The 3973-nt window shown below is 62.5% G+C and carries 5 protein-coding genes; 4 read left to right on the forward strand and 1 reads right to left on the reverse strand.

The window, feature by feature from the left end; translation table 11 throughout:
* Positions 1 to 946 (reverse strand): hypothetical protein (locus N2315_08805; protein ID MCX7829275.1); only part of this gene is annotated, 946 nt, incomplete at its 3' end.
* Positions 947 to 1027: 81 nt separating this feature from the next.
* Between N2315_08805 and N2315_08810 the strand changes: the two genes are divergently transcribed.
* From N2315_08810 to N2315_08825, 4 genes are all read left to right on the forward strand, one after another.
* Entirely contained in the window at positions 1028 to 1816 is a 789-nt protein-coding gene (locus N2315_08810; GenBank protein MCX7829276.1) for an ABC transporter ATP-binding protein, read from the forward strand.
* Complete coding sequence (locus tag N2315_08815; protein ID MCX7829277.1) at positions 1797 to 2600, forward strand: metal ABC transporter permease; 804 nt, start codon at positions 1797 to 1799, stop codon at positions 2598 to 2600. Before N2315_08810 ends, N2315_08815 begins: the two co-directional genes overlap by 20 nt.
* The gene (locus tag N2315_08820) at positions 2597 to 3649 is read left to right on the forward strand and encodes a hypothetical protein (GenBank protein MCX7829278.1); all 1053 of its coding nucleotides are present in this window, start codon (positions 2597 to 2599) and stop codon (positions 3647 to 3649) included. The genes N2315_08815 and N2315_08820 overlap by 4 nt, the downstream gene beginning before the upstream one ends.
* Positions 3650 to 3867: 218 nt before the next feature.
* Positions 3868 to 3973, forward strand: a 106-nt coding sequence (locus N2315_08825; protein ID MCX7829279.1) for a PTS fructose transporter subunit IIB, incomplete at its 3' end; no start/stop codon positions are given.

The following is a 3973-nucleotide window of genomic DNA, read 5'->3' on the forward strand; positions in this document are numbered from 1 at the left end:
AGATGTGTATAAGAGACAGGTGTAGCTGGTGGGTGAGGGTTCTAATGTCCTCCATTGGCACCGATAGGGCCACCTGGTCCAGGGGGCCCTGGAAGGGTATCCCCCCCTTCTCGTCGCCCAGGAGGGATATCCGCCTTGCCAGCTCCTCGTACTGGTGGCTTGGGTCAATGCCCATGATGCGCAATACCCTGGGAGGCCTTGGCTCCCCCAGGGTGCGGCTTATGGGGAGGTTCAATTGCCTTGCCCCGTGGGGGAAGCCCTCCAGGTCTATCCAGGGGAAGAGGAAGTGCAGGCCCATCCCCAGCTCGATCATCTTTCGAAGCAGGTTGAGCTGCCCGTGGGTGAAGGACATGAACCCCACCACCGCCAGCTTGACGGAAGGCACGGCGCCCTCCAGCGCCTGTCTTGTGAGGGTGGGCATCTCCGCCTCGTCCGCCATGCGGTTTTCCCTTAAGTAATCCTGATAGGCGCAGAAGAGGTGGCACAACACCCTGCCGGGGCTGTCCAGGGGGCAGCTTTCGCAGGATTCGCAGCCGTTGGCGGCGAACAGGTGCCGCCGGGTCACCTCTTCCCGCATGAACTCCATCATCTGGGGTGCCGCGAGCTCCGGGAAAAGGGGATCGAAAACCCAGGAAGGACACCGGTCCTTCGGTAGGGTCCCGGTGAGCCACCGCAGCACCAGGTACCTGTCCGCGGGGTCCATCATACGGCTTGCCCGGTCCAACGACCGGGGATAGGCCTCCCTCAGGATCAGCCTGTAAAGGTCCTTCCAGCGCAATATGTGGGGACGCTCGTCCAGCACTGGGCTGGCGTCCAACAGGATCTCCAACAGTGCCTCCTCGTCGGGGCCCGAGGGCACCAGGAACGCGAACCCTCGATCCAACAGGTCCCTCAAGACGCCGATGGTGTCGGATATTCTAACGTACCTCTCCGCCGCGACCGCCAACAGATCACCCCCGCCAGGTTGATATGTGCCGACGTATTGTATTTTAACCCTACTTTGGCCCCCCTGTGTTAAAATAAGACCATGTCATATGACGTGGAGATAAAAGGGCTTTGTTTCGCCTATGAAGGGGACGTGGTGCTGAGGGACGTCAACCTGTGTCTCAGCGCTGGAGAGCTTTTGGCCCTCATGGGCCCCAACGGGGGAGGCAAGAGCACCTTAATAAAGCTGATTTTGGGGCTGCTGCGCCCCCTTTCGGGGGAGATCCGGGTGCTGGGCAGGCCCCCGGGGGAGAGCCTTGAGGTGGGGTACGTGCCCCAGGACACGTCGGTGAGGCGGTTCTTTCCCATAAGGGCCCTGGACGTGGTGGCCTTAGGCCGCAAGCTGCCGGGCCGAAGGCTTTCGGGGGAGGACTACCGGCGGGCCATGGTGGAGATGGAGCGCTTTGGGGTTGGGGACTGCCGGGACATGAAGATGAGCCAGCTATCGGGGGGGCAGCGGCAGAAGGTGCTCATAGCCCGGGCCTTCGCCTCTTCCCCCCGGGTGGTGTTGATGGACGAGCCCACCGCAAACCTGGATCCCGGGTCTCAGAAGCACCTGTACGGGGAGCTTAGGAGGTTCTGCGGCGAAGGTGGCACCGCGGTGGTGGCAAGCCACGACCTCATGGCGGTGTCCGCCATGGCCACCTCGGTGGCCTGCATAAGGGGCACGTTGCACTATCACCCTTCCCCGGAGGTGGACAGGGCGTCGCTGTCGTTGGCCTATGGGGAGTGCCCGGTGGAGCTGGTGGCCCACGGACTTCCCCACCGGGTTTTGTCGGCCCACGACGACGATGACGTAAAGGAGGACCGTCATGGATCCCTTTCTTCTTAACGCCCTCTTGGGGGGTCTTATGTCCTCCGTCATGGCGGGGGTCATGGGCACCGTGGTGGTCACCTTCAGGATGTCCATGCTGGCGGGGGGGCTTGCGCACATAGCCTACGGCGGCGTGGGGTTGGGATACTTCATGGGCTTCTCGCCCTTTTTGGGGGCCCTGGGGGCCGCCATGGCGTCCTCGGCGCTTCTGTCCCGGATGGACCAGCGCCGGCAGGAGCGTTTCGACTCCGCCGTGGGGGCCCTTTGGGCCTTCTCCATGGCCCTTGGGGTCATACTCATGTCCCTTTCACAGGGGTACGGCAAGGACCTGTCCAGTCCCCTCTTCGGCAACCTGCTGGCCGTATCCCGGGAGGACCTTTGGGTCATGGCCCTGCTCACCGGGGCATGCCTTGCCGCGGTGTCGCTGCTGTACCCGGACCTCCTGGCGGTGGCCTACGACGAGGAGTTCGCCAGGGTAAGGGGGCTTAACCCCGGCAGGATAAGGTTCGCGGTGCTCATGCTCACCGCCGTGGCGGTGGTGGTGTTGATGCGCTCCGTTGGGCTGGTGCTTTGCATGGCCCTCATGACCATACCGCCCTACGCCGCCGAGGGTTTCAGCAGGTCCCTTAAGGGGATGATGTTCCTCTCCACCCTGTACGGCTCCCTTTGCGTACTGGCGGGGATATGGATATCCTGGAGGCTGGACATGCCATCTGGGGCGTGCATCGTGATGGCCGCCAGCGGACTTTTTGCCATCCTAGGCCTCGTGAGGGGCCTTGCTAGGAGGTTCTTAAGGCCATGATAAAGTACTCCACGCGGAAGAGCCTTTGGGTGCTGCTGCCCATAGCGGGATTGGTCCTTTGGTGGACCTTCAGGTCCTTGGTGTCGGTGGACCTGATCAGGATGCTCCCCAAGTCCCGGGGGCTCACGGTGGCCATGGAGGACGGGGGCGCCGCGGTGGAGTTCATGCGTTCCCGAGGCCTCATGGGGTTCGCGCCCAAGGAGATATGGGAGATGGAGGAGCTGTTCCCCTACATGGGCCGCTGCGCCTTCACGTTGGAGGACGACCAGGTCTTCGGGATCTTCATGGCCGATAGGGGGAACACCAAGGCCTTGCGGGAGGGTACGGTGCGGGGAGTGAAGCTGGAACTGCTCTCCAAGGTTCCGATTCCCATCTGGGGTTTTGCCAGCAGCGAAGAGGGGCTTGAGAGGATCAAGAGGGCCTACATGGACCCGGCATCCAGGATGGTCCCCGCAAGGAAGACCAAGGGGCCCAACGTGGTCATAGGCAAGCTCGCCACCGGTGAGAGGGTGGAGGTGTCGTGGTCTTTGAACCTGGACGAGGGGGTGATCGGTTTCTCCGCCTATGCCCCCTTCGAGCGATTCCTTGGGGATTTCAAGCAGCGGGAGCTCATGGCCCCGGAGATGCTGGGCAAGGGCTCCCTTCACGGGTTCTTGGCCCTTGAGGGCCCCATGGGAGGCAGGGTCCTTGCCATGTTCCCCTCCCTTGGGGAGCTCCTTGGGCAGCCCATGAAGGCCCGATTTGGGGAGGGCCTGGAGGAGGGGAAGCGGGTCATGGTGGTGCTCTCAGACCAGGGGCCGGACCTCTTCCTCGAGGGCCGGGGGTACGCATTGGGAGGGGAGAAGCTCGCCATCCCGGAGGATCTCAAGGAGGTGCCCCTTCCCAGGGAGGCCCTGTCCCTGGCGTTGGATATGAAGGGGCTCGAAATGGCGTCTTCCCACCTTGGGGACCGGAGCCGCCGGCTCGTGGAGCTTTTGAAACCCCGGTCCCTGTTCTTCCGAGTGCTGTCCCCTACCCGGGCGGAGGGAAGGGTGTTGATTGAACCGTAGGGGTTTCATGGTGGTTTGATCTTTCCGTTCACCGTTTCTTAAGGGGCTGAAGGCATTGTTCCGCGCCTTCGGCCCCTTATGTTTTTTACCCGGGCTTGGGCTGAATGTTCGATTTTTTTGCAGCATCCCGGGAACCCATGCGGTCGATTGGAGTCCCCCAAGGGGGTTAGAATTCCCCTGTCCTTAAGGATTAGTAGGAGATAGGGGAGGTGTTGTGCATGAGGTTTGTGGCGGTGACGTCGTGTCCTACGGGGATAGCCCACACCTACATGGCGGCGGAGAAGCTCTCCAGGGCCGCCCAGTCCAGGGGGCATGAGATCAAGG

This window comes from Thermanaerothrix sp., from assembly GCA_026417795.1.
Classification (GTDB): Bacteria; Synergistota; Synergistia; order Synergistales; family Synergistaceae; genus Thermanaerovibrio.

Coding starts and splice junctions, on each gene's coding strand:
- N2315_08810 (MCX7829276.1), top strand. CDS start 1,028: ATGTCATATGACGTGGAGATAAAAGGGCTTTGTTTCGCCTATGAAGGG.
- N2315_08815 (MCX7829277.1), top strand. CDS start 1,797: ATGGATCCCTTTCTTCTTAACGCCCTCTTGGGGGGTCTTATGTCCTCC.
- N2315_08820 (MCX7829278.1), top strand. CDS start 2,597: ATGATAAAGTACTCCACGCGGAAGAGCCTTTGGGTGCTGCTGCCCATA.